The organism is Pseudorhodoferax sp. LjRoot39, from assembly GCF_964253035.1.
Lineage (GTDB): Bacteria > Pseudomonadota > Gammaproteobacteria > Burkholderiales > Burkholderiaceae_C > Pseudorhodoferax.
In genome coordinates this window covers 5,063,331-5,085,370 of the sequence record NZ_CAXUQL020000001.1, presented here as the reverse complement: position 1 = coordinate 5,085,370, position 22,040 = coordinate 5,063,331, and the positions used below count along the sequence as shown (strand labels likewise).

Sequence of the window (22,040 nt, the reverse complement as noted above, 5' to 3'; positions counted from 1 at the left end):
CATGGCCCAGGACCCGCTGCGCTACCAGAGCGGCTTCGGCAACGAGTACGCCACCGAGGCCGTGTCCGGCAGCCTGCCGCAAGGGCGCAACAGCCCGCAGCGCGCACCGCGCGACCTGTACCCCGAGCTGATCTCGGGCACGGCGTTCACGGCGCCGCGGCATGAACAGCGGCGCAGCTGGATGTACCGGCGCCAGCCCTCGGTGGTCGCCGGCCGCTACCAGCCCTATGCGCAGCCGCTGTGGACCACGGGCGGCGACCCCGGCACGGCGCTGGCACCCGAGCCGCTGCGCTGGCACCCGACGCCGCTGGACGGCGCCGAGTTCGACTTCGTCGACGGCATGCGCACGCTGGCCGCCAACGGCGACGCCGATGCGCAGACCGGCGTGGGCTCGCTCGTCTATGTGGCCGGCAAGTCCATGGGCCGGCGCTCCTTCGTCAATGCCGACGGCGAGCTGCTGCTCGTGCCGCAGCAGGGGCGGCTGCGGATCACGACCGAACTCGGCGTGCTCGAAGTCGCGCCCGGCGAGATCGCGCTGCTGCCGCGCGGCCTGGCCTTCAAGGTGGCCTTGCCCGACGGTCTGTCGCGCGGCTACGTCTGCGAGAACTACGGCGCGCAGTTCCGCCTGCCCGAACTGGGTCCGATCGGCTCCAACGGCTTGGCCAATGCGCGCGATTTCCTGGCGCCCGTGGCGGCCTACGAGGACGCCGCCGGCCCCTACGAGCTCATCAAGAAATTCGGCGGCCGCTTCTGGCGCGCGCCGGCCAAGGGCACGCCGTTCAACGTCGTGGCCTGGCACGGCAATCTGGCGCCCGTGAAGTACGACACCAAGAACTTTATGACCATCGGCTCGATCAGCTTCGACCACCCGGACCCGTCGATCTTCACGGTGCTGACCTCGCCCAGCGACACGCCGGGCACGGCCAACTGCGACTTCGTGATCTTCCCGCCGCGCTGGCTGGTCATGGAGGACACCTTCCGCCCGCCCTGGTACCACCGCAACCTCATGAGCGAATTCATGGGCCTGGTCTATGGCGAGTACGACGCGAAGCCCGGCGGCTTCAAGCCCGGCGGCGCGAGCCTGCACAATGCCATGGTGCCGCACGGGCCGGACGAGGAAGCCTTCGAGAAGGCCTCCTCGGCGGACCTGAAACCGCAGAAGCTGGACAACACGCTGGCCTTCATGTTCGAGAGCCGCTACCGCTTCATCCCGACAGCCTGGGCGCTGAACACCGCGCCGCTGGACCACGCCTACGCCGACTGCTGGGCCGGCCTGAAAGACCACTTCCAACCATGACCTCCTTGAACGCCACCCACGATCCGACACTGCGCAGCTGGGTAGCATCCGCCAATGCGGCGGGCTGCGACTTCCCGATCCAGAACCTGCCGTTCGGCCGCTTCCGCCGTGCCGGTAGCGACCAGGCCTTCCGCATCGGCGTGGCCATCGGCGACCAGGTGCTGGACCTCAAGGCCGTCGGCGTCATCGACCACGCCGACATGAACGCGCTGATGGCAGCCACGCCTGCCGCGCGCCAGGCCCTGCGTGCCCAGCTGTCCGAAGGCCTGCGCGAAGGCAGCGCGCAGCAGGCGGCCTGGAGCGCGGCGCTGCTGCCGCAGGCCCAGGCCGAGTACACCGTGCCCTGCGAGGTGCGCGACTACACGGACTTCTACACCAGCGTGCACCACGCCACCACGGTGGGCAAGCAGTTCCGCCCCGACAACCCGCTGCTGCCCAACTACAAGTGGGTGCCGATCGGCTACCACGGCCGTGCCAGCTCCATCGTGGTCAGCGGCACATCCTTCAAGCGACCGCAGGGCCAGACCAAGGCGGCGGACGCCACCGTGCCCAGCTTCGGCCCCTGCAAGCGGCTGGACTACGAGCTGGAGCTGGCCTACTTCGTGGGGCAGGGCAATGCGCTGGGCGAGCCGGTCGGCATCGAGGCGGCCGAGGACCATCTGTTCGGCGTGGGCCTGTTCAACGACTGGTCGGCGCGCGACCTGCAGGCCTGGGAGTACCAGCCGCTGGGCCCGTTCCTGTCGAAGAACTTCGCCTCCACGGTCTCGCCCTGGATCGTGACCATGGAAGCGCTGGCGCCGTTCCGCGCTCCGTTCACGCGGCCGGCGGACGACCCGCAGCCCTTGCCCTATCTGGACAGCGCGGCCAACCGCGCCGAGGGTGCGCTCGACATCACGCTGGAAGTCTGGCTGCAGACCGCGAAGATGCGTGCGGCCGGCGAGGAAGGTGTGCGCCTCACGCGCGGCAACACCACGCGGGCCGCCTACTGGACGGCCGCGCAACTCGTCGCGCACCACACCGTGAACGGCTGCAACCTGAACCCGGGCGACCTGCTGGGCTCGGGCACGCTGTCCGGCCCGACACCGGGCGAGGCGGGCTCCTTGTTGGAGCTGTCGCAGGGCGGCAAGCAGCCCGTGACCCTGCCCAACGGTGAGACGCGCAGCTTCCTCGAGGACGGCGACACGCTGGTCCTGCGCGGCTGGTGCGAGCGCGCCGGCGCGGTGCGCATCGGGCTGGGCGAAGCGCGCGGCACGGTGATCGGCTGAGTAGGCCCGGTAGCGCGCGGCCGGCGCTACACCGGCGTGCGGACCAGCGCCTGCTGGCGGTCGCCGACGCTGGCGGCGCCCGCGGGCGGTCCGAACAGATAACCTTGCACCGAAGGGCAGCCGAGCGCACGCAGCCGCTGGAGCTGCCCTTCCTGCTCCACCCCTTCGGCCGTGATGTCCAGGTGCATGGTGTTGGCCAGCAGCACGAGCGCTGCAATGATGGAATGCGTCATGCCGCCGGCCGGTTCGTGTGACAAGGCGGCGATGAAGGACTGGTCCAGCTTGATGCGGTCGAACGGCAGTTCGCGCAGCTGGGCCATCGATGAATAGCCGATGCCGAAGTCGTCGATGGCGGTGCGCACACCCAAGGCCCGCAGGCGTTGCAGCGCCGCGCGGGCCCGGCCCGGATCGCGCGTCAGCGCGGTTTCGGTGACCTCCAGTTCCAGCCGGGACGGCGGCAGCCCCAGCCGGCGCAGCACCGCCATGACGCCTTCGACGAAGTCCGCGCAGGCCAGTTGTACGGCCGAGACGTTGACGGCGACGTGCAGGTGCGACGGCCAGGCCATGGCGTCCTTGCAGGCCCGCTCCAGCACCCACATGCCGATCTGCACCACGATGCCGGACTCCTCGGCCACCGGGATGAAGCAGGCCGGCAACAGGCGGCCATGGCGTGGATGGCGCCAGCGCACCAGGGCTTCGTAGCCCTGCACGCGCAAGGTGCCGGCATCGCGCAGCGACATGTATTCGATGTCGAACTCGCCGCGCTCGACGGCCCTGGAGAGATCGCTGACCATGGCCAGGCGTTCGTGCAGACGCTCGCCCATGCTCGGTGCGTGCAGGCGCACGGTGTTGCGGCCCTGGCTCTTGGCCACGTAGAGCGCGGTGTCGGCCTGGCGCAGCAGCTCGCCGGCGGCCAGCGCGCCATCGGTCCAGGACGCGCCGATGCTGGCGCGCACGTCCACGCGGTAGGCGCCGATGCGCTCCTGCACCCGCAGCCTGTCCAGCACGCCCTGCAGGCGTCGTTCGATCTCGTTTTCGCAGCCTTGCGCGGGCAGGGCGCGCAGCAGCATCGCGAACTCGTCGCCGCCCAGGCGTGCCAGCGCATCGCCTTGGCCGGTGGCCTGGCGCAGCCGGCGCGCCACCGAACACAGCAGCTCGTCGCCAGCGGCATGGCCCAGGCTGTCATTGACGGTCTTGAAATGGTCCAGGTCCAGCAAGGCCACGGCCCAGCGGCCACCGTCCGCATGCTGGCGCTCTGCTTCCTCCATGAACGCGCGCCGGTTGGGCAGGCCGGTGAGCGCATCGTGGTGCGCCAGGTAATGCAGGTGCTGTTCGCGCACGCTGCTCTCGGCCTCGCGGGCACGTGCGTCGGATACATCGACGCCCACGCCGCGCCAGCCGGTCCAGGCGCCGTCGGCGGCGTACAGCGGCTTGGCGCTCAGCGTCCAGCTGCGCATTTCGCCGTTCACCGGCGCCTCCAGCACCACACCGCTGAACGGCTGGCCGGCCGCCAGCAATCGGCACAGGGCAGCCGGCCCGACGGCGGCGTCGCTGCGCACCTGCAGCAGGCGCTGGGGGGTGAACAGGCCGTCCAGCGGCAGGCCGAGCAGCTCGTTCTGGCCGCGCCCGAGCACCTCGCACAGCCGCAGTCCCACGCGCGTCAGCGCGCCGCTGCGGTCGCTCTCCCACAGCCAGTCGCGGGCATCGGCCTCGAAGTCGCGCAGCAGCAGTCCGACGATCTGGCGTTCCTGCTCGGCGGCCTGCTCGGCCTCGATGCGCTTGACGAACAGGCGTGACGCGAACAGCAGCGCCACCGACAGGATGAAGGCATAGCAGCACAGCAAGGCAATGGTCACGCCCTGGGCCAGGTAGCCGAGTTGCGCCACCATGAGGCAGGCCACCACCGTCAGCACCAGCAGCCAGATGAACGACAGCAGCGGCGTGGTGATGCCCACCAGCACGCCGGTGGCGATCAGTCCCGGCGTGTAGGCGCTGAGCAGCAGGCGGCTGGCGTCGTCTTCGGCCCGCATGGCACCGAAGTAGATGCCCATGGCGCACATGACGGCACTCGATGCGCAACACAGCGCGGACAGGTGCATGTCGCGCAGGTCCAGCAGGCGTCCGCCCGCGGCCTCGGCGCGGCGCAACGCCAGCACGGCATGGCCGGCCCAGGCCAAGTGGGCCAGCAGGAAGCCGAACAGCCAGGCCCGCCACGGCTGGTCCTGCACGAAGGGCCACAGGGCATGGAACACCATGCCGGCGGTGTAGACATTGGATGCGGCATACCAGGGCACCACGCGCATCAGGTTGCGCAACTGTCCATGCAGCAGGACTGCCTGCACATGCGCGGTGGCGTCGGGCAGCGACCAGCAACTGCGCATGCGCCTCCATTGCATACCTGGCCACCATCGCATGGATCCCACTCCCATCTTCGGGCAAGAAACCGGGTGCATACCGCCGGCGCCATCATAGGGTGCGCGCTGCAGTGCTTTAACTTCTTGTAACTTTCGCGCGGGAAATCACTGATCGCAAACGTTTGCGCAGGCGCTTTTCGGTCTTTATATTGGCTGCTCTGCAACGCAGCAAGAACAGGAGACACCGATGCGTTCGACCCGCCGCACCCTTTCCACCGCGCTGGCCCTGGCCGGCCTGCTGGCCGCCGCGCCCTCGTGGGCCCAGAGCCCGCCCAAGGTGGCCCTGGTCATGAAGTCGCTGGCCAACGAGTTCTTCCTGACCATGGAAGAAGGCGCCAAGGCCCACCAGAAGGCCAACGCCAAGCAGTACACGCTGTTGGCCAACGGCATCAAGGACGAGACCGACGCGGCCGCCCAGATCCGCATCGTCGAGCAGATGGTGGCCCAGAAGGTCGACGCCCTGGTCATCGCCCCGGCCGACTCCAAGGCCCTGGTGCCGGCCATCAAGGCGGCCGCCGACAAGGGCGTGCTGGTCGTCAACATCGACAACCGGCTGGACGAGGCGGCGCTCAAGGAGAAGGGCCTGCAAGTGCCCTTCGTGGGTCCGGATAACCGCGCAGGCGCCAAGCTGGTGGGCGATGCGCTGGCCAAGACGCTCAAGGCGGGCGACAAGGTGGGCATCATCGAAGGCGTGTCCACCACCTTCAATGCGCAGCAGCGCACGCTGGGCTACCAGGACGCGATGAAGGCCGCCGGCATCACGGTGGTGGGCGTGCAATCGGGCCAGTGGGAGATCGACAAGGGCAACCAGGTGGCCTCCAGCATGCTGCGCGAGCACCCGGACCTCAAAGCCCTGCTGGCGGGCAACGACTCGATGGCGCTGGGCGCCGTCGCCGCCGTAAAGGCCGCCGGCAAGACCGGCAAGGTGGCCGTGGTGGGCTACGACAACATCAGCGCCATCAAGCCCATGCTGAAAGACGGGCGCGTGCTGGCCACGGCCGACCAGTTCGCCGCCAAGCAGGCGGTGTTCGGCATCGAGACTGCTCTCAAGGCCCTGGCCGCCAAGACGCCGCAAGCGGGCATGCCGGCGGAGATCAAGACCGACGTGGTGCTCGTGACCAAGGACAGCAAGTAGGCATGGCCGGCGAGCCGCCCGTCCTGTCGCTGCAAGGCATCGGCAAGGACTACGCCGCCACCGTGCTGGACGGCGTGAGCCTGGACCTGCGCGCCGGCCAGGTGCTGGCGCTGACGGGCGAGAACGGCGCGGGCAAGAGCACGCTGTCCAAGATCGTCTGCGGCCTGGTCGCGCCCACGCGCGGCAGCATGCAGCTGGGCGGCCAGCCCTTCGCGCCGCGTTCGCGCCGCGAGGCCGAGGCAGCGGGCGTGCGCATGGTCATGCAGGAGCTGGGCCTGGTGTCCACCTTGACGGTGGCCGAGAACCTGCTGCTGGGCCGGCTGCCGCAGCGCGCTGGGTTCGTGCAGCGCGCGCGCCTGCGCGCGCTGGCCGAACGCCAGCTGGCCCGCATCGGCCTGACCGACATCGACCCCGACACGCCCGTCGCGCGCCTGGGCATCGGCCACCAGCAGATGGTGGAGATCGCGCGCAACCTGCAGGACGACACGCGCGTGCTGATCCTGGACGAGCCCACCGCGATGCTGACCGCGCGCGAGTCCGAGCGCCTGTTCGCGCAGATCGCCCAGCTGGCGGCGGCGGGCGTCGCGCTGGTCTACGTCTCGCACCGACTGGAGGAGCTGCGCCGCATCTGCGACCGCGTGGCCGTGCTGCGCGACGGCCGGCTGGTCGACGAACGGCCCATGGCCGGCGTCAGCGAGGCCGATCTGGTGCAACGCATGATCGGCCGCGCACTGGACGACGATGCCGAGCGCCCGCGCCGCCCGGCCGGCCCGGTGAAGCTGCGCGTGCGCGGCCTCGGCCGTGGCCATGCCGTGCGCGATGTGAGCCTGGACCTGCACGCGGGCGAGGTGTTCGGCCTGGCCGGCCTGGTCGGTTCCGGCCGTACCGAACTGCTGCGCCTGGTCTACGGCGCCGACCAGTCCGAGCGCGGCAGCGTCGAGCTGCTGGACGCCGACGGCCATGCCGCGCCGCGCTGGTCCAGCCCGGTCCAGGCGGTGCGTCGGCGCATCGGCCTGGTCAGCGAGGACCGCAAGTCCGAAGGCCTGCTGCTGCCGCAGCCGATCCGCGTCAACACCACGGTGAGCGACCTGGCCGCCGTGGCGCGCGGCGGCTGGCTGCAGCGCGGCCGCGAGCGCGGCATCGTGCAGGCGTTGGTGCGCAAGCTGCGCGTGCGCTGCCGCGACGAAGAGCAGCCGGTGGCCGCGCTGTCCGGCGGCAACCAGCAGAAGGTGGTGTTCGCGCGCTGGCTGCACCGCGACTGCGGGGTGCTGCTGCTGGACGAGCCCACGCGCGGCGTCGACGTCGGCGCGCGCGCCGACCTGTATGCCGAGCTCGAACGCATGGCCGCCGACGGCCGTGCGCTGCTGATGGTCTCCAGCGACCTGCGCGAACTGATGGCCATGTGCGACCGCATCGGCGTGATGAGCGGCGGCCGCCTGGTGCAGGTGTTCGAGCGCGGCGCCTGGACCGAACAATCCCTGCTGGCCGCCGCGTTCAGCGGTGTCAGCGAACAACGCTCCGAAGAGGCCCGCGCATGAGTGCCACCATCTCCCCCAACTCCGCACCGCGCAGCGGCCTGAGCGCCCAGCTCGGCACCTACCTCGGGCTGGCCGTCGTTCTGGTCGGCATGGTGGCGCTGTTCAGCAGCCTCAGCGAATACTTCTTCACCACCGACACCTTCGTCGCCATCGTCAACGAGATCCCGGCGCTGGCGGTGATGGCGGTCGGCATGACCTTCGTGCTGATCATCGCGGGCATCGACCTGTCGGTCGGCTCCGTGCTGGCACTGAGTGCGGCACTCAGCGCGATGGCCGTGCTGCAGTGGGGCTGGACGCCGCTGGCCGCGGCGCTGCTGGGCCTGGCCGCAGGTGCGCTGTGCGGCCTGGTGCTGGGCTCGGTGTCGGTGGCCTGGCGGCTGCCGTCCTTCATCGTCTCGCTGGGCATGCTGGAGGTGGTGCGCGGCTCGGCCTACCTGGTCACCGGCTCGCGCACGCAGTACGTGGGCGATCGCATCGCCGGCCTGGCCGCGCCGCTGCTCGGCGGCGTGTCGGTGGCCTTCCTGATCGCGGTGCTGTTGGTGGTCGTCGGCCAGCTGGTGCTCACGCGCACCGTGTTCGGCCGCAGCGTGGTGGGCATCGGCACCAACGAGGAGGCCATGCGCCTGGCCGGCGTGGACCCGCGGCCGGTGCGCATCGCCGTGTTCACGCTGACCGGCCTGCTGGCTGGCCTGGCCGGCCTCATGCAGGCCGCGCGCATGGAGGCGGCCGACCCGAACGCCGGCCAGGGCATGGAGCTGCGCGTGATCGCCGCCGTGGTCATCGGCGGCACCAGCCTGATGGGCGGGCGCGGCTCGGTGGTGACCACCTTCATCGGCGTGCTGATCATCGCGGTGCTGGAGGCCGGCCTGGCCCAGGTCGGCGCCAGCGAGCCCAGCAAACGCATCATCACGGGCTGCGTGATCGTGGTGGCGGTGATCGTCGACACGCTGCGCCAGCGGCGCGCCGCGAGGGCCTGAGGCGTGGCCACCATCAAGGACGTGGCGCGCCACGCCAACGTGTCGGTGACCACCGTCTCGCACGTGGTCAACAAGACCCGCTTCGTCAGCGAGCAGGGCCGCAATCGCGTGGAGCAGGCCATCCGCGAGCTGGGCTACGTGCCCAGCGCGGTGGCGCGCAGCCTGCAGCGCAGCGCCACCAACACGCTGGGCATGCTGATCCCGAACAGCTCGAACCCGTACTTCGCCGAGATCGTGCGCGGCATCGAGGACCGCTGCTTCGGCGCCGGCTACAACCTGGTGCTGTGCAACACCGACGACGAGCCGCGCCGCCAGGGCATGGTGCTGCAGGTGCTGGCCGAGCGGCGCGTGGACGGCCTCATCGTGGTGTCCTCCGGCGAAGACCCGGCCCTGCCCGCGCTGCTGGCCGGCCTGCGCATGCCCACCGTCATGGTCGACCGCGAGATCGATACCTTGCCCTGCGACCTGGTGGAGACGGCCCACATGCAGGGCGCGCTGCTGGCGGTGCAGCACCTCACGGCGCTGGGCCACCGGCGCATCGCCTGCATCGGCGGGCCGGCCGGCGTGGCCACGGCCGAGCAGCGCGCCGAGGGCTGGCGCCTGGCGCTGGCCGGCCTGGGCCTGCCGAGTGCCGGGCTGCTGCAGCCGGGCGACTTCACGAGCGAGGGCGGCTATGCCGCCATGCACGCCATCCTGCGGCGCACGCCGCGGCCCAGCGCCGTCTTCGTCGCCAACGACCTGATGGCCATCGGCGCGCTGTGCGCCGCGCACGAGTGCGGCGTGGCCGTGCCCGACGAGCTTTCGCTGGTCGGCTTCGACGACATCGAGCTGGCCCGCTTCGCCTGCCCGCCATTGACCACCGTGGCCCAGCCCAAGCAGCGCATCGCCGCGATGGCGGTGGACATGCTGCTCGAGCGCATCGAGGGGCGCCGGCAGGACGTGCGCAAGGTCGTGCTGCAGCCCGAGCTGCGCGTGCGCGCCTCGACCGCGCCGTACCGGGGAACCGTGGCATGAGGAGCGCACCTCAGATCCTGGTGTTGGGCAGCCTCAACATGGACCTGCTGCTGCGCGTGCCGCGCGCGCCGCAGGCCGGCGAGACGCTGATCGGCCATTCGCTGGTGCTGCTGCCCGGTGGCAAGGGCGGCAACCAGGCCGTCAGCTGTGCGCGGCAGGGTGCCAGCGTGCGGCTGCTGGCGCGCATCGGCGACGATGCCGACGGCCGGGCGCTGCGCGACGCGCTGGTGCAGGACGGCATCGCGCTCGACGCGCTGCAGGTCGATCCGCAGGAGCCGACCGGCCGCGCGCTCGTGATGCTGGAGGATTCGGCGCAGAACCGCATCGTCGTGCTGCCCGGCGCCAATGCCGCGCTGCAGGCGGACGCGGCCGTGCTGGCGCAGCAGCTGCGCGGTGCGCAGTTCTTCGTCACGCAGCTCGAATCGCCGCTGGCCGTGGTGCTGGCGGCCGTGGCCGCGGCGTACCGCGCCGGCTGCCCGGTGCTGCTCAATCCCTCGCCCATGCAGCCGCTGCCCGACAGCCTGTGGCCGCAGCTGGACACGCTGGTGGTCAACGAGCTCGAGGCCGCAGCCTATGCCGGCTGCGCGGTGACGACACCCCAAGAGGCCGCCGCCGCCGGCCAGCTGCTGCGTGCGCGCGGCGTCGCGCGCGTGGTCGTGACGCTGGGAGCGCAGGGCGCCGTCACGGTGGAGCAGGTCGGCTGCCGCTGGCAGCCCGCGCCACATGTGCAGGCCGTCGACACTACGGCGGCGGGCGACACCTTTGCCGGCGCGCTGGCCGTGGCGCTGGCCCGCGGCCAGGGCCTGGCCGAGGCTGTGGCGCGCGGCGTGCGCGCGGCCGCCGTCTGCGTGACGCGCGTGGGCGCGCAGGTGGCGATCCCGATGGCGCGCGAGGTCGATGCCCAGGCCATGCCGCCCGCGGCGAAGGAGTTGCCATGAAACGAAGCGCCTTGCTGCACGCAGAACTCTCGCAGGTCATCGCTGGCATGGGCCATGGCGACCTGCTCGTGATCGGCGATGCCGGCCTGCCGATCCCGGCCGGGCCGCTGCGCATCGACCTGGCGGTCGCGCGCGGCGTGCCGCGCTTCACCGAGGTGCTGGACGCCGTGCTCAGCGAACTGCAGGTCGAGCGGGCCGTCATTGCGCGGGAGGCCTGCGGTGTGGATGGCCTGCAACGCCCGGCCTGGAGCGCGGCGCTGCCGCTGGCGCCCGAACAGGTGTCGCATGCGCAGTTCAAGCAGCTGTGCCGGGCCGCCAAGGCCATGGTGCGCACCGGCGAGTGCACGCCGTACGCCAACGTGCTGCTGTACGCGGGCGTGGCGTTTTGAGGGGCACCGCGCCAGCGCGCGGCGCCTGCGGCTTCAGGGAATCGGCACCGGCCGCGTCAGCAGGTCCACATACAACTCGAAGAAGCGGGCGTTGTCGAACTTCTTCACCACCTTCATCTTCTGCAGCGTGGCGCCGGCCGGTTGCGTGGCATAGCCGATGGACTGGCCATTGTTGGCCTGGCCGGGGGCGTTGACCACGTCCACGTACTCCTCGCTGACCTCGGTGGCGTAGGTGGGATCGAGCAGGTAGGCGATGGTCAGCGTGTCCCAGACGTCCAGCTCGTAGTTTGGGTCGCCTTCGAAGCCGATGCCGTTGAAGCCCGGGCCCATGACTTCCTTGAACTGCTTGGTGACGGCGGTCTCCCGCGCGGCGTGCGCGATGCGGTTGTAGATGGGCGTGGTCAGCTGCACGGTGTCGGTCACGTCCAGTGGCACCACCACCTGCGGCACCGGCTGGCGCACCACGTACTGCGCGGCCTCGGGGTCGAACCACCAGTTGAACTCGGCCGTCTTGGTGGTGTTGCCCGGCACGTGCACGGCCCCGCCCATGTAGATGATCTGCTGGATCAGCGGCACGATCTCGGGCGCCTTGCGCATGGCCTTGGCGATGTTGGTCAGCGGGCCGATGGCCAGTATGGTGACCTCGCGCGGGTTGGCCTTGATGGTGTCGATCAGGAAGTCCACCGCGTGCTTGGATTGCAGCTGCGTGCTGGTCGCGAAACCATCCGACGGCGCGACCAGTTCGGCTGCGGTCGGTGCCGTCTTCTGCACGCTCCAGGCGCCGTAGTAGCCGTCGTTCTCGGCGCCGGCCGCGATTTCCTGCTCGATGGTGGCCCAGTCGTGCGAGAGCGCGTAGTTCTCGCCCGCGTAGACGGGGATGCGCTGGCCCATGCCCAGGCGCTCCATGGATTTCAGCGCTTCCACCACGCCCTGGTCCAGCCACTTGTTGCCCGACACCACGCTGATGCCCAGCACCTGCAGCTTGCCCTGGGCCTGCAGCTGCGCGGCCATCACGCCCAACTGGCCATCGTCGCTCATGGTGTTGTAGTCGCTGTCGATGATGATCTTGCGCGGCTTGTCGCCATCGTCGTCACCACCGCCACAGCCTTGCAGCGCCAGCGCCATGCCGGCCAGCAGGGCCCCGAAGGTACGCCGTTGCATGTTCGGCCCCTTCATTTGGAATCCTTGGTCACGAGCACCACGTCGGTCTTGATCTCCGCCGGCATGCCCGCTTGCGGCGTCTTGGCGGCCAGGGCCTTGAGAGCAGTCTCGATGCCGAACACCGCCTGCTTGGCGGCGAACTGGTCGGCCGTGGCCAGCACGCGCCCGTCTTTCAGCATGGGCTTGATGGCGCTGATGTTGTCGTAGCCCACCACGGCCACCTTGCCGGTCTTGCCGGCGGCCTTTACGGCGGCGACGGCGCCCAGCGCCATCGAGTCGTTGCCCGCCAGCAGGGCTTTGAGGTCCGGGTGCTCGCGCAGCATGCTGGAGGCCACCTGGTTGCCCTTGTCGATCTCCCACTGGCCCGATTGCACGCCCACCACCGTGATGCCGGCGGCCTTCATCGCGTCCTGGTAGCCCAGCGTGCGCTGCTGCGCATTGAAGGTGGTGGACACGCCTTCGATGATGCCCACCTTGTCGCCCGCCTTGAGCGTCTTGGCCAGCGCATCGCCCACCAGCTTGGCGCCTGCGCGGTTATCCGGACCCACGAAGGGCACTTGCAGGCCCTTCTCCTTGAGCGCCGCCTCGTCCAGCCGGTTGTCGATGTTGACGACCAGCACGCCCTTGTCGGCGGCCGCCTTGATGGCCGGCACCAGGGCCTTGGAGTCGGCCGGGGCGATGACCAAGGCATCGACCTTCTGGGCCACCATCTGCTCGACGATGCGGATCTGGGCGGCCGCGTCGGTCTCGTCCTTGATGCCGTTGGCCAACAGCGTGTACTGCTTGGCGTTGGCCTTCTGGTGGGCCTTGGCGCCTTCCTCCATGGTCAGGAAGAACTCGTTGGCCAGCGACTTCATGACCAGGGCCACCTTGGGCGGGCTCTGGGCCCACGAGGGCGCGGCAACCAGCAGGCCGGCCAGGGCCAGCGCGGTGGAAAGGGTGCGGCGGGTCGAACGCATGGGGTGGACTCCTGTTGTGATGCGTTGAGGGAGGCCGCCAATATAGGAACACCAAAACGTTTGCGCAAACGTTTGCGATCGGTGGTTTCCCGCGAGATGGTTACAAGAGGTTAGGGCGTGGCCTTCAGGGGGCGAGCCGCTCGCGCACCCAGCCGCCGCCGTCCTGCCGGTAGTTCAGGCGGTCGTGCAGCCGGCTCTTGCGGCCCTGCCAGAACTGCCATGCGGTGGGCACCAGGCGGTAGCCGCCCCAGTGCGGCGGGCGCGGCGGCTTGAGCAGGAACTGCGCACCGTACCTGGCGGCGTTGGCCACCAGCACGCCGCGGCCGGAGATCACCTGGCTCTGTGGGCTGGCCCAGGCGCCGATGCGCGAGTCCAGCGGGCGGCTGTCGTAATAGGCATCGCTCTCGGCCGCGCTGGTCTTCTCGACCACGCCCTCGATGCGCACCACGCGTTCGAGCTCGACCCAGTGGAACTGCAGCGCCGCATACGGGTTGCCGGCCAGCTCCTGGCCCTTGCGGCTCTCGTAGTTGGTGTAGAAGACCAGGCCGCGTGCGTCGTAGCCCTTGATGAGCACGATGCGCGTGGACGGGCGCAGGTCGCTGCCCACCGTGGCCAGCGTCATGGCGTTGGGTTCGGGCACCTGGGCCGCGATGGCTTCGCTGAGCCACTGGTCGAACTGCTGCAACGGGTCGGCATGCGAAGCCGATTCGTCGAGTTCGGCCCGTTCGTAGCTCTTGCGCAGTGCGGCGATGGAGGTCTGGAGTTCGCTCATGGGCCCGGATTGTGCAGCGCCCGGCGCGTACCATGCCGGCCCTGCGCCTTCCGTTTGCCCTGCGATGATCGTCCGCCCCCGTCCCCATTGGCTGCACCTGCTGTTCGTGCGGCATGGCTCCATCCTCCACCTGATCCTGCCGCAGTTGCTGTGCGCGCTGGCCTTTGCCATCGGCGTGACCGTGCTGCACGGCCAGGTGCTGCAGTGGAAGATCCCGCTGAACTTCGTGCCGTTCTCGCTGATCGGGCTCACGCTGGCCATCTTCCTGGGCTTTCGCAACGGCACCAGCTACAGCCGCTGGTGGGAGGCGCGCGTGCTGTGGGGCACGCTGCTGGTCGAGTGCCGCGCCGCCATGCGCCACGCGCTGACCCTGGTCGACGGCCCCGAACACGTGCCGGTGCTGGCACGCCGGCTCATCGCGCTGGCCCATGCGCTGCGCCACCAGCTGCGCCGCAGCGACGCGACGGCCGACCTGGCGCGTTTGCTGCCGCCCGAAGAGGTCGCGCGTGTGGCGGCGGCGCGCTTTCCGGCCGCCATGCTGCTGCAGATGGCCGGCGAGTGGCTGGGCGACATGCGTGCGCAGGGCAGGGTGGCTGCGCCGCTGGTGCCCGTGCTGGAGCAGCCGCTGGCCCAGTTGGGCAATGCGCTGGGTGGTTGCGAGCGCATCGCCGGCACGCCGATCCCGTTCACCTACAGCGTGATCATCCACCGCACCATCTACAGCTACGTGCTGCTGCTGCCGTTCGGACTGGTCGACGCGATCGGTCCCATGACGCCCGTGATCGTGGCCTTCATCGCCTACACCTTCTTCGCGCTGGAGGCGCTCGGTTCGGAGATCGAGGAGCCTTTCGGCATGGCTGCCAATGACCTGGCCCTGGACACCCTGTGCTGGACCATCGAGACCGCCGTGCTCGAAAGCCTGGGCCGCAGCGATGGGCCGGCGCAGCCGCAGCCGCGCAATTTCCAGCTGACCTGAAGCGTTCTGGATTGACGGCCGAATAATTATTCGCCTAAGATCGCCGACGTGAAACCCAAGGACGAAGACAAGCAGCAGGCCATCGCGGGCGCGACCTTCGCGCTCGTGGCGCAGGTCGGCCTGTCGGGCCTGACCATGGCGGCCATTGCGCGCCAGGCCGGCATTGCCACGGGCACGCTGTACGTCTACTACAAGTCCAAGGAAGAACTGCTCAACGCGCTGTACGAGCAGGTCAAGGGCGCGCTGGCGCGGCTGATCACCGAGGACGCGGGCGTGGCCATGCCGTTCCGTGCGCGCTTCCTGCGCAACTGGCTACTGCTGCTGCGCCACCGCCAGGCCCATTACGCCGAGACGGTATTCATGGAGCAGTACTACAACTCGCCCTGGTTCAGCGAGGCCTCGCGCCAGTTCTCGGCCCGGTTCACGGGCGAGTGCCTGGGCTTCTTCGACGAGGCGCGGGCCCAGCAGATCGTCAAGGACGTGCCCACCATGCTGCTGGCCGCCAGTTTCTTCGGCTCGGTCCGCGAGACCGCCAACCTGCTGCGCAGCGGTGACCTGCCCGACACCGAGGCCGGTCTGGCCCAGGCGTTCGCGATCTTCTGGGACGGCATCAAGGCCTGAGTGCCGTCTTTTTTAGCCCCGAGAAAAACAACACATAAAAGAATGAACATTCATTCGTCTAACTTCCCCACCCACGAAAGGTCCCCATGGCCACGCTGAACATCAATGGCAAGGACGTCCGCGTCGACGTCGACGACTCCACCCCCATCCTCTGGGCCCTGCGCGACACGCTCGGCATGACCGGCACCAAGTTCGGCTGCGGCATGGCCATGTGTGGCGCCTGCACCGTGCACATGAACGGCGCGGCGATCCGCTCCTGCGTCACGCCGATCGCGGCGGCCGCCGGCCAGAAGATCACCACCATCGAGGCCATCCCGGCGGACCGTGTCGGCAAGGCCGTGTCGGCCGCCTGGGTCAAGATCGACGTGGCGCAATGCGGCTACTGCCAGAGCGGGCAGATCATGAGCGCCACCGCGCTGCTGCAGGCCAACCCCAAGCCTTCCGACGCCGACATCGACGCCGCCATGGCCGGCAACATCTGCCGCTGTGGCACCTATGCGCGCGTGCGCGCCGCCATCCACGAAGCCGCCACCGCGCTGGCCTGAACCCGGAGACCACCATGCTGTTGCAAGACATCCCGGCCGACCAGATCCGCGCCATGCTGCCACCCCAACTGGCCCGCCGCCTCGGCGATGAGGCCCATGCCGAAGGCCTGCCGCGGCGCAGCTTCCTCAAGCTGGTCTCCGCCGGCGGCTTCGCACTGGGGCTGTTTCCCATGCTGGCCGAAGCCCAAGGGGCAGCTGCGCCCGCGCTCAAGCCAGGCCAGCAGCCCGCCGCGTTCGTGAGCATCGCGCGCGACGGCACCGTCACCGTGACCGTCAACCGGCTGGAGTTCGGTCAGGGCACGCACACCGGCCTGGCCATGGTGCTGGCCGAGGAGCTCGACGCCGACTGGAGCCGCGTGCGCGCCGTGCACGGCAATGCCGCCGTGGCCTACGCCGACCCGGCCTACGGCATGCACCTGACGGGCGGCTCCACGGCCATCAAGAACTCCTATGTGCAGTACCGCGAACTCGGTGCCCGCACGCGGGCCATGCTGGTGCAGGCCGCGGCCACGCAGTGGGGCGTGCCGGCGGCATCGCTGGCAACCGAGCGCGGCATCGTCATTGGCCCGGGGGGCAAGCGCCTGGAGTACGGCGCGCTGGCCGAGGCCGCGATGCAGCTGCCCGTGCCGACCCAGGTCACGCTCAAGGACCCGAAGAACTTCAGGCTGATCGGCCAGCCCACCGGCCGGCTCGACGCGCCGGCCAAGTCCAGCGGCCAGCAGTCCTTCGGCATCGACGTGCGCGTGCCCGGCATGCTGACGGCCGTGTGCCAGCGCCCGCCCGTGTTCGGCGCCAGGCTGGCATCGGTCGACGATGCCGCCGCGCGTGCCGTGCCCGGGGTGAAGGCCGTGCTGCGCGTGCCGCTGCACGACGGCGGCGAAGGCGTGGCCGTGGTGGCCGAGGGTTATTGGGCCGCCAAGCAGGGCCGAGACGCGCTCAAGCTGCAATGGAACGATGCCGGTCGCGAGAAGGTCGACAGCGCGGCCCAGCTCGCCAGCTACCGCGCGCTGGCCGCCAAGCCCGGCAGCGTGAAGTACCAGGCCGACATGGCGCCGCTGGCCGGCGCGCCGCACCGCATCAGCGCCGAGTTCCAGTTCCCCTACCTGGCGCACGCGGCCATGGAGCCGCTGAACTGCACGGTGCAGCTCCATGGCAGCGGTGCCGATGCCAAGGCCACGGTCTGGACCGGCACGCAGATGCCCGGCCTGGACGCCGCGGCCGCCGTGCGTGTGCTGGGCATCAAGCCGGAGAATCTGACGCTGCAGGTGCAGATGGCCGGCGGCGGTTTCGGCCGGCGCGGCCTGCCCACCAGCGACTTCGTGGTCGAGGCCTGCACCATTGCCAAGGCAGCGCAGGCCGCTGGCATCGCCGCACCGATCCGCACGCTGTGGAGCCGCGAGGACGACATGCGTGGCGGTTACTACCGCCCCATGCACGTGCACCGCGCCGAGATCGGCTTCGACGCCAAGGGCAAGGTGCTGGCCTGGGACCATGTGATCGTGGGCCAGTCCATCATTTCCGGCACCTTCTTCGAGTCGGCCATGGTCAAGGACGGTGTGGACACCACCATGGTCGAGGGCATGCGCGAGCCCTACACGCTGCCCATGCGCCTGTCGGTGCACCACCCCAAGCTCAACGTGCCCGTGCTGTGGTGGCGCAGCGTGGGTTCCACGCACACGGCCTATGTGATGGAGACGCTGATCGACGAGATCGCGCGCACCACGGGCCAGGACCCGGTGGCCTACCGCCTGGGCCTCATGGGCGAGAAGAGCGCGCGCCACCGCGCCGCGCTGCAGCTGGCCGTGGACCGCTCGGGCTACGGCAAGCGCCAGCTGCCGGCCGGCCGGGCCTGGGGCGTGGCCGTGCACGAGTCCTTCGACTCGGTCGTGGCCTACGTGGTCGAAGCCTCGGTGGAGAACGGCACGCCCAAGCTGCACCAGGCGACGGCCGGCGTGCACTGCAACCTGGCGGTGAACCCCAAGAGTGTGGAAGCGCAGGTGCAGGGCGGGGCGCTCATGGGCCTGTCCATGTGCCTGCCCGGCGCGGCCATCACGCTCAAGGACGGCGTGGTCGAGCAGAGCAACTTCGGCGACTTCGTGGTGCCACGCATCACCGACATGCCGGTGGTCAATGTGCACATCGTGCCCAGCGCCGACGCGCCGACCGGCATGGGCGAGCCGGGTCTCCCGCCGCTGGCGCCGGCCTTCGCCAATGCCATCGCGCGGCTGACTGGCAAGCCGCTGCGCGAGCTGCCGTTCAAGCTGGCCTGAGCGCGGTGCAAGGTACGCCCGTCGTGCTGGTGCTGGCCTCGGGGCGGGGCGAGCGCTTTCGCGCCTCGGGCGGGCAGGTGCACAAGCTGCAGGCGCTGCTGGCCGGCAAGCCCGTGCTGCAGCACACGCTGGACGCCGTGCGCGCCAGTGGTCTGGCCTGGCACCTGGAGGACGCCGGCCATCCCGGCATGGGCGACTCCATCGCCGCGGCCGTGCGCGCCACGCAGGGGGCAGGGGGCTGGCTCGTGCTGCCGGGCGATCTGCCGCTGGTCGAGCCGGCCGCGCTGCAGCGCGTGGCCGCCGCGCTGGCCCGGGCCGCGGTGGTGCTGCCGCAGCATGGCGGCGTGCGCGGCCATCCGGTCGGCTTCGCGGCGGAATGCCGTGCCGAACTGCTCGCCCTGTCGGGCGAGGCCGGTGCGGCCGCCATCGTGCAGGCGCGCAAGCGGGCTGGGCAGGTGCTGGACCAGGTGCTCGACGGCCCCGGCTGCGTGACCGACATCGACACGCTGGACGATCTCGCGCGGGCCGAGCGCCTGCTGCTCAGCCCGCCAGCCTGAGCAGCTTCTCCAGCGCCTTGTCGCGGATCTGGTGCTTCTTGAGGCTCTCGAAGGTCTCGCGCGCATAGTCCAGCGTGGTGCCGAAACGCCCGCAGGACTGCGAGAACACGCGCCGGTAGTCCTCGTCGCTCAAAGTGCGCGTGAAGCTCGGGCTCTGGCGCGACAACGTGAAGGCCAGCGCCTTGACCGGCCCCTCGGGCGTCATGCAGTGCAGCCAGCGCGGGTCGTACACGCCCATCAGCATCTCGCGCGCCCACAAGCGGTCGAGCACCGCATCGCCGTCGCGCTGCGGGATGCGGAACACCACGCCCTGGCAGCTGCCGCCGGTCAGCAGCGCGAACACCAGGCCCGGGCACTCGGGCGTGCCGCGGTTGATGCGGCTCCACATCTTGAGCGCGCGGTGCCAGCCGTGCACGCGCGCCAGCCGGTGCTCCACGTGCTCGAACTCGGGCCGCCAGATCAGCGAGCCGTAGCCGAACACCCAGTAGTCCTGCTGGCCGCCCCATTCGCGCCGCGCGCGCTCCAGCATGGGCAGAGGGTCGCGCAGTGGAGCAGGGTGGGGATGCGATGTCACGGCCGCCACTCTAGCAAGCCGCGGTGCGCCGTGCCGGCCCTGCGGTTTGGTAACCCACTGGTTACCCCCGGGCGCTGTTGCGGTGTGCATCGGGAGTAGGATCACCGCGCCCCTCTCCAGCCCGCCGTGTCGCCTGCGGCCCAGAACGATGAACACCCACACCACCGTCGCCGCCGTCACCGAACGCATCCGCTCGCGCAGTGCGCCCGCCCGCACCGCCTATCTCGAACAGCTGGCCGCCATGGCCACGCGCACGCGCGGCTCCGACCGCATGGGCTGCGCCAACGTGGCGCACGCCTTTGCGGCCATGCCCAGCAACGACAAGTTCAAGGTGGTGGCCGAGCGCGCACCCAACATCGGCATCGTGAACGCCTACAACGACATGCTGTCGGCGCACCAGCCGCTGCAGCACTACCCCGATCTGGTCAAGGACGAGGCCCGCCGGCTCGGCGCGACCGCCCAGGTGGCTGGCGGCGTGCCGGCCATGTGCGACGGCGTGACGCAGGGCCTGCCGGGCATGGAGCTGTCGCTGTTCAGCCGCGACGTGATCGCCATGGCCACGGCGGTGGCGCTCACGCACGACATGTTCGATGCCGCGCTGATGCTGGGCGTGTGCGACAAGATCGTGCCCGGCCTCTTGATCGGCGCGCTGCACTTCGGCCATCTGCCCACGGTGTTCGTGCCGGCCGGGCCCATGCCCTCGGGCCTGTCGAACAACGCCAAGGCCAAGGTGCGCGAGCAGGCCGCGCAGGGCCTGGTCGGCCGAAAGGAACTGCTGGAGGCCGAGTCCGCTGCCTACCACGCGGCCGGCACCTGCACCTTCTACGGCACGGCCAACAGCAACCAGATGCTGCTCGAAGCCATGGGCCTGCACGTGCCCAGCACGGCCTTCGTGGCACCCGGCGGCGCGCTGCGCGATGCGCTCACGCGCGAGGCGGCGCGCACGGTGCTGGGCTATGGCACGGCGCTGAACGGCCAGGCCGCCAGCGTGCGCAGCGTGGTGCCGCCCATCGGCCAGCTGGTCGACGAGCGCGCCATCGTCAACGCCATGGTGGCGCTGCTGGCCACGGGTGGCTCCACCAACCACCTGATCCACTGGGTGGCCGTGGCGCGCTCGGCCGGCATCACCATCGACTGGGACGACTTCGCCGCGCTGTCCGAAGTGGTGCCGCTGCTGGCGCGCGTCTACCCCAACGGCAGTGCCGACGTGAACCAGTTCCAGGCGGCAGGCGGCACGGGCTACGTGATCCGCGAACTGCTGGACGCCGGCCTCATGCACGCCGATGTGCTGACGGTGCGCAGCGAAGGCATCCGCGCCTACACCCACGAGCCCGCCCTGGCCGATGCAGCGCTCACCTGGCATGCCACCGGCCCCAGCAAGGACGACACCATCGTGCGGCCCGCCACCGCGCCGTTCAGCGCCACCGGCGGGCTCAAGCTGCTGCAGGGGCCGCTGGGCCGCAGCGTGATCAAGGTGTCTTCGGTGCCCGACGACCGCCATGTGGTCGAGGCGCCGGCCCGCATCTTCGATTCGCAGGAAGCGCTGCAGAAGGCCTTCGCGGCCGGCGAGCTCGAACGCGACCTGGTCTGCGTGGTGCGCTGGCAGGGCCCGCAGGCCAACGGCATGCCCGAGCTGCACAAGCTCACGCCGCCGCTGGCGGTGCTGCAGGGCAAGGGCTTCAAGGTGGCGCTGGTCACCGATGGCCGCATGAGCGGTGCCTCGGGCAAGGTGCCGGCCGCCATCCACGTCTCGCCCGAGGCTGCAGCCGGCGGGCCGCTGGCCAGGCTGCGCGACGGCGACGTGGTGCGGCTCGATGCGCCGGCCGGCCGGCTGGAGGTGCTGGTCCCCGAGGCCGAGTGGGCGGCCCGCCCGCTCGCCACCATGCCCGAAGCCCTGCGCCACGCCAATGGCCTGGGCCTGGGCCGTGATTTGTTCGCCGGCATGCGCCGCAATGCCGCCACCGCAGAAGAAGGAGCGCCGACATGGCTTTGAACACACCCCTCACCGCCCGCGACGTGATGCTGGACGCGCCGGTCATCCCGGTCATCGTGCTGCACGACGTGGCCCATGCCGTGCCGATGGCGCGCGCCCTGCTGGCCGGCGGCATCCGCATGCTGGAGGTCACGCTGCGCACGCCGCAGGCGCTGGCCTGCATGGAGGCCATCGCCCGGGACGTGCCCGAGGCCGTGGTCGGCGCCGGCACCATCCGCACGCCGGCCGACGTGGCGGCCTCGGTGCAGGCCGGTGCGCGCTTCGGCGTGAGCCCGGGCTATACCTCCAAGGTCGGCCAGGCCTGCCGCGACGCCGGCCTGCCGCTCTTGCCCGGCGTGGCCACGGGCAGCGAGATCATGATGGCGCAGGAAGACGGCTTCACCGAGCTCAAGTTCTTCCCGGCCCTGCAAGCCGGCGGCATCCCCATGCTCAAGGCCTGGCAGGGGCCGTTCGGCGAGGTCAAGTTCTGCCCCACGGGCGGCGTGAGCGCGGCGAATGCGGGCGAGTTCCTGGCGCTGTCCAACGTGGCCTGCGTGGGCGGCTCGTGGATCGTGCCGAACGACGCGATCGCCGCGGGCGACTGGGGCCGCATCGAGCAGTTGGCCCGCGAGGCGGCCGCCCTGCCACGCGGCTGAGCGCTGCTGC

20 protein-coding genes are annotated in these 22,040 nt (G+C 70.4%); 15 read left to right on the top strand and 5 right to left on the bottom strand.

Annotated features, from left to right (window positions below):
• Position 1: 1 nt before the first annotated feature.
• Together hmgA and fahA are read left to right on the top strand one after the other, a co-directional pair.
• Positions 2 to 1,297, top strand: coding sequence for a homogentisate 1,2-dioxygenase (gene hmgA, locus ACSQ4M_RS23670; protein WP_436191854.1), 1,296 nt, complete (start codon positions 2 to 4; stop codon positions 1,295 to 1,297).
• The gene (gene fahA, locus ACSQ4M_RS23665; RefSeq protein WP_436191853.1) at positions 1,294 to 2,562 is read left to right on the top strand and encodes a fumarylacetoacetase; all 1,269 of its coding nucleotides are present in this window, start codon (positions 1,294 to 1,296) and stop codon (positions 2,560 to 2,562) included. The genes hmgA and fahA overlap by 4 nt, the downstream gene beginning before the upstream one ends.
• A gap of 26 nt (positions 2,563 to 2,588) precedes the next feature.
• Here the strand turns inward: fahA and ACSQ4M_RS23660 are convergent, their stop codons facing one another.
• Positions 2,589 to 4,943, bottom strand: coding sequence for a putative bifunctional diguanylate cyclase/phosphodiesterase (locus ACSQ4M_RS23660; RefSeq protein WP_436191852.1), 2,355 nt, complete (start codon positions 4,941 to 4,943; stop codon positions 2,589 to 2,591).
• A 220-nt stretch (positions 4,944 to 5,163) separates the two neighbouring features.
• On the opposite strand from ACSQ4M_RS23660, the gene ACSQ4M_RS23655 reads away from it, so the two are divergent.
• Genes ACSQ4M_RS23655 through rbsD form a run of 6 tightly spaced genes read left to right on the top strand, consistent with a single transcriptional unit; the run spans position 5,164 to position 10,967 of the window.
• Complete coding sequence (locus ACSQ4M_RS23655) at positions 5,164 to 6,111, top strand: sugar ABC transporter substrate-binding protein (RefSeq protein WP_436191851.1); 948 nt, start codon at positions 5,164 to 5,166, stop codon at positions 6,109 to 6,111.
• Between the two features lie 2 nt (positions 6,112 to 6,113).
• Positions 6,114 to 7,649, top strand: coding sequence for a sugar ABC transporter ATP-binding protein (locus tag ACSQ4M_RS23650; RefSeq protein WP_436191850.1), 1,536 nt, complete (start codon positions 6,114 to 6,116; stop codon positions 7,647 to 7,649).
• On the top strand, positions 7,646 to 8,626 hold the full coding sequence (locus ACSQ4M_RS23645) for an ABC transporter permease (protein WP_436191849.1): 981 nt from the start codon (positions 7,646 to 7,648) through the stop codon (positions 8,624 to 8,626). The genes ACSQ4M_RS23650 and ACSQ4M_RS23645 overlap by 4 nt, the downstream gene beginning before the upstream one ends.
• A gap of 3 nt (positions 8,627 to 8,629) precedes the next feature.
• The gene (locus tag ACSQ4M_RS23640) at positions 8,630 to 9,640 is read left to right on the top strand and encodes a LacI family DNA-binding transcriptional regulator (protein WP_436191848.1); all 1,011 of its coding nucleotides are present in this window, start codon (positions 8,630 to 8,632) and stop codon (positions 9,638 to 9,640) included.
• On the top strand, positions 9,637 to 10,578 hold the full coding sequence (gene rbsK, locus ACSQ4M_RS23635) for a ribokinase (RefSeq protein WP_436191847.1): 942 nt from the start codon (positions 9,637 to 9,639) through the stop codon (positions 10,576 to 10,578). Before ACSQ4M_RS23640 ends, rbsK begins: the two co-directional genes overlap by 4 nt.
• Positions 10,575 to 10,967, top strand: a complete 393-nt coding sequence (gene rbsD / locus ACSQ4M_RS23630) for a D-ribose pyranase (RefSeq protein ID WP_436191846.1) — start codon at positions 10,575 to 10,577, stop codon at positions 10,965 to 10,967. The genes rbsK and rbsD overlap by 4 nt, the downstream gene beginning before the upstream one ends.
• A 33-nt stretch (positions 10,968 to 11,000) precedes the next feature.
• Here rbsD and ACSQ4M_RS23625 read toward each other — a convergent pair whose 3' ends face one another.
• From ACSQ4M_RS23625 to pdxH, 3 genes are all read right to left on the bottom strand, one after another.
• On the bottom strand, positions 11,001 to 12,128 hold the full coding sequence (locus tag ACSQ4M_RS23625; RefSeq protein WP_436191845.1) for a nucleoside hydrolase: 1,128 nt from the start codon (positions 12,126 to 12,128) through the stop codon (positions 11,001 to 11,003).
• An 11-nt stretch (positions 12,129 to 12,139) separates the two neighbouring features.
• Entirely contained in the window at positions 12,140 to 13,087 is a 948-nt protein-coding gene (locus ACSQ4M_RS23620; protein ID WP_436191844.1) for a sugar ABC transporter substrate-binding protein, read from the bottom strand.
• 124 nt (positions 13,088 to 13,211) lie between these two features.
• Positions 13,212 to 13,859: a pyridoxamine 5'-phosphate oxidase gene (gene pdxH, locus ACSQ4M_RS23615; RefSeq protein WP_436191843.1), complete on the bottom strand. Its 648-nt coding sequence runs from the start codon at positions 13,857 to 13,859 to the stop codon at positions 13,212 to 13,214.
• A gap of 64 nt (positions 13,860 to 13,923) precedes the next feature.
• Between pdxH and ACSQ4M_RS23610 the strand changes: the two genes are divergently transcribed.
• The 5 genes from ACSQ4M_RS23610 to ACSQ4M_RS23590 all read left to right on the top strand — a co-directional run bounded on the left by ACSQ4M_RS23610 (position 13,924) and on the right by ACSQ4M_RS23590 (position 18,828).
• Positions 13,924 to 14,835, top strand: a complete 912-nt coding sequence (locus ACSQ4M_RS23610) for a bestrophin family protein (protein ID WP_436191842.1) — start codon at positions 13,924 to 13,926, stop codon at positions 14,833 to 14,835.
• Between the two features lie 48 nt (positions 14,836 to 14,883).
• The gene (locus ACSQ4M_RS23605; protein ID WP_436191841.1) at positions 14,884 to 15,456 is read left to right on the top strand and encodes a TetR/AcrR family transcriptional regulator; all 573 of its coding nucleotides are present in this window, start codon (positions 14,884 to 14,886) and stop codon (positions 15,454 to 15,456) included.
• An 86-nt stretch (positions 15,457 to 15,542) separates the two neighbouring features.
• Positions 15,543 to 16,001: a (2Fe-2S)-binding protein gene (locus ACSQ4M_RS23600; protein WP_436191840.1), complete on the top strand. Its 459-nt coding sequence runs from the start codon at positions 15,543 to 15,545 to the stop codon at positions 15,999 to 16,001.
• A gap of 53 nt (positions 16,002 to 16,054) precedes the next feature.
• Complete coding sequence (locus tag ACSQ4M_RS23595; RefSeq protein WP_436194059.1) at positions 16,055 to 18,271, top strand: molybdopterin cofactor-binding domain-containing protein; 2,217 nt, start codon at positions 16,055 to 16,057, stop codon at positions 18,269 to 18,271.
• 5 nt (positions 18,272 to 18,276) lie between these two features.
• The gene (locus ACSQ4M_RS23590; protein ID WP_436191839.1) at positions 18,277 to 18,828 is read left to right on the top strand and encodes a nucleotidyltransferase family protein; all 552 of its coding nucleotides are present in this window, start codon (positions 18,277 to 18,279) and stop codon (positions 18,826 to 18,828) included.
• On the opposite strand, the gene ACSQ4M_RS23585 is transcribed toward ACSQ4M_RS23590, so the two are convergent.
• Positions 18,812 to 19,402: a gamma-glutamylcyclotransferase gene (locus ACSQ4M_RS23585; RefSeq protein WP_436191838.1), complete on the bottom strand. Its 591-nt coding sequence runs from the start codon at positions 19,400 to 19,402 to the stop codon at positions 18,812 to 18,814. The genes ACSQ4M_RS23590 and ACSQ4M_RS23585 overlap by 17 nt on opposite strands.
• 148 nt (positions 19,403 to 19,550) lie before the next feature.
• Here ACSQ4M_RS23585 and edd point away from each other — a divergent pair, with 148 nt between their 5' ends.
• Together edd and eda are read left to right on the top strand one after the other, a co-directional pair.
• Positions 19,551 to 21,395 (top strand): phosphogluconate dehydratase, encoded by a 1,845-nt coding sequence (edd, locus tag ACSQ4M_RS23580; RefSeq protein ID WP_436191837.1) that lies wholly within the window; start codon positions 19,551 to 19,553, stop codon positions 21,393 to 21,395.
• Entirely contained in the window at positions 21,386 to 22,030 is a 645-nt protein-coding gene (eda, locus tag ACSQ4M_RS23575; protein ID WP_436191836.1) for a bifunctional 4-hydroxy-2-oxoglutarate aldolase/2-dehydro-3-deoxy-phosphogluconate aldolase, read from the top strand. Before edd ends, eda begins: the two co-directional genes overlap by 10 nt.
• The last annotated feature ends 10 nt before the right edge of the window (positions 22,031 to 22,040 follow it).